This window comes from uncultured Gimesia sp. (assembly GCF_963972345.1).
Classification (GTDB): domain Bacteria; phylum Planctomycetota; class Planctomycetia; order Planctomycetales; family Planctomycetaceae; genus Gimesia.
The window spans coordinates 1-3,183 of record NZ_CAXAVM010000339.1 but is presented as its reverse complement, the minus strand read 5'-3'; the positions used below and the strand labels follow the sequence as shown (position 1 = coordinate 3,183).

2 protein-coding genes are annotated in these 3,183 nt (G+C 47.8%); both read right to left on the bottom strand.

Annotation, left to right across the window (positions count from 1 at the left end):
* Nucleotides 1–1,248: DUF3375 family protein (locus AACZ40_RS28750; RefSeq protein ID WP_339677079.1), on the bottom strand; the 1,248-nt coding region annotated here is incomplete at its 3' end.
* A 613-nt stretch (nucleotides 1,249–1,861) separates the two neighbouring features.
* Nucleotides 1,862–3,183 (bottom strand): PrsW family glutamic-type intramembrane protease (locus AACZ40_RS28745; RefSeq protein WP_339677076.1); only part of this gene is annotated, 1,322 nt, incomplete at its 5' end.

The following is a 3,183-nucleotide window of genomic DNA, read 5'->3' as shown; positions in this document are numbered from 1 at the left end:
AAATTCAATTTGACTCTTAATATTAGATCGCATGGTATCCCAGTCGAGCCGCTGCATTCCAGCAAGCTTCTGGAAGACATTCAACCGCTCAGCTTCGTTTGGTTCTTCCTGCTTCAGTTCCATCGCCTCAAACTGGATCGGAGTCTGCCAGAAAGGACGCTCCATACCGTTAAACAGATCAATCTCTGTAAAGACTTCGATTTCTGCTTCGGGTTGTGATTCTGCCTGCCGGACTGCTGCTGAGTGAATCTCTCGTAAAACTGTTGCCAGACGCAGGCGCGTCGTGCTGATACGGGAATCCAGTAGCCGGCGGAGCGTCGCATTCAGTCGTCGCGTTGTCTGCTGAACTCGTGCCGCTTCTTTTGATAGATTGCCAATCATCCCTTTGACGCGAGATTTCCCTTCCGTCTGAGAAGCCAGCTCGTCTAGATCATCGAGTTGTCGGACCATCTTTTCCAGTTCGTTCTGCTTCGACTGGGACAGCAGCATTTTGAAAAACGCTTGAAAACTGGCCCCTTGGTCTTCATCCTTTAGGCGGTCTTCCGCAGCCAGTGCAGAACCCAGGATTTGCCCGCGAGAATCCACTGCCTCCGATTGCTGTTTTTGAACATCGCGCGTGATGGACTTAAACGATTCTTCTACAGCTCGAAAATCCCCCTGCAGGGAAATCAGATCAGAGATGACGTCCGAAAATCGTTCACGGATGGCGGTTGAACTGTGTGTTGATACGATTTCGCCCGACTCGATCGATTGAATCTCTTCCTCGATACGATCACGTTCCGCTTGCAGATAACTCAATCGACGTTCCCGGTCCGCAGAGCCACGGATGACAATATCAGACAGCGTCTCAAGAATGCGGGTGAAGCGGGACTCCGTGCCGACAAAACCGAGAGAATGATCAGTGACATCCGTCAGAAATTTCAGGACATCTTCAGAATGAGGCGTCAGTTGAAAGACAGAATCTGCGTGTTGGGAGTCGTAATATCGCCTCAGCCAGCGCGTCTCACCAGTAGACCACTGATTGAGGTAAGTTTCCGCATTGTCCCTCAGTACCTCCGGATCGGTTTCATGGATATGTTCGAGAAAACCTTTCAGACTCTGCAGAAGTTCAGTATGCGGAGTCGCCAGATTCCCGTCTGTTTTGAAGTGCTGGTTCAGGAAATAAACGATATAGGCCGCTTGATTGGCGCGCAGCAGCTTCGCAGATGGATTCGTGGAAAAAAATGTGATCAGACGATCCAGTTCCATGGTTGCGGTTCCCAGGTGCCTTCATCTTCATTTCATGCATCTACCTTAATGTACACCTTGAGAGGACCAAATGGCACAAGAGAGTTACGAAAATCATCTATGAGATCTGCATTTCAGTGCAAACCATAAGCTGGTGAAAGATTATCAGTCTTACAGGTTTAGTAGTCTGTTCTGTAAGTCCTTATTATATATTGGTATGTGACATTATGCATGGGGCAATGGGCTTTACTCACCCAAGGTACTGGACACATGGGTTGATACTGATGCATCAATTCTCTCTGCAGTAGATGAAACTTGAAGAAAGGCGACGTTTCAGTTCCGTTTTTATGCTCTGGGCCGACAGAGCCAATGGCTTATTTACTTTGGTATTGTTCGATTATCTATTTATCCAGAATAGAGCCAGGCCAGGGGCAGGCTGCCTGCCTGTCGGGAAGCAGTTCAAGGATCGATTTTCTAGATTGGCTTGGGGCTGTGAATTGCACACACCACCAGGCAGATTGTGCTGAAAAAAAACGCTTATCGGGATTTTTGTGAGGAATCCACTGGACTGGTATCTTTTTGCCTTACTGTGCTGAAGAGAATCGGGGCGAATTGATACTTCAGATGCTCGTTGTTATGTAGAGCATCCAGCTGAATCTGTACCACGCAGATTCTCTGGCTCCTGTTGAGAGTAATATACTCGCACAGTGATAAATACTGTCAACCATGCCATCAATAGCCCCAGAAAGAAAGACCGTGAAACGAGGACATTATAGAGACTATGTAGTGTCATCGAAGCGATCACCGAAATTAGAATCAAAAACGTATATTCAAAGATGTCTGTTGGTGGATTATGAGACTTATCATCCGGATTTTCTGTGAGATGATAAAAACAGGCCGCTGAAATTACCGTCCAGCAGCCATGCAGCATTGCTACCGAGAAGAAACGCAGCATATAGATAGAGAGCGGCATTTCCAGAGGCTGATACATCTGGGAGTGGTACAGCACTCCCTCTACAATTCCAAATCCGAGCCCTGACATGGCTCCAGTAAACAACACGTTTTTCCGCCTCCCTTCCCCAGCGCAATTAGCCATGAACATTACGGGAACGAGTTTCAGCACTTCCTCGCATAAAGCGACACTCGAGAACATCGCAATTAATTGATAAAAGAAGGGAAGGCTCGCCCCCAGATCTTCAGGGGAGAGTTGGTTGTAGCCATTTCCGATCAACCAGGTCAGGCAGAAAAATAGTTTGAAACGCCCTTCACCGCCCTTCATGACCTCCGAAAAAGTGACTCCAGCATACCTGGTAGCCATATCTTGGAAGAAAAAGAGCAACGGTATTGCAATGACGAATGTGAAGAGAAATGCTCCTATGCCGATCCCGTAACTGTTTCCCCGGGGGTGAATCAAAACTGAAAAGACAATACCACCGAAGATCGTCGCAACGATGGCAAGGAACCACGGGCTGCCAGGAGTCGATCCAAAATTTGGCAAAAAAAACGGAACCATAATCATCAGGTATAAAAGCCAGCCTGGTTGCACGTACTCTTTTAGATCCAGTTTTCCCTGGAGATTGCCCTCAAAAGGGGTATTTGCTCCAGAGGCAATATTTTTGGGGAATTCGGAGGATGCTTTAGGCTGCCCCTGCGAATTTTCTGAGATTGGTTTCTTTTCTCCACTCTTTCGAATGGCCATCTCTTCAGGAGATGAACTCGTCTTAACACAATCAGGGGAAAAATTGAGCGGCGGAGGTGGTGGAAGCAGTGAGGCAGCAGCGGCGATTGCGTCTTCGAACGCCTCCTTCCAATCTCTAATTGGTCTCCACTCATCACCGCCCACAGGACAGGCAAGATTATCTGGAAAGAGCTCGAGTGCCTTGATTCTTCCACGTATCATGTCAACGTCAAAAGGACCGTCTGGCCTCTCACCTTTCGAAATCCACCATTTGGGCT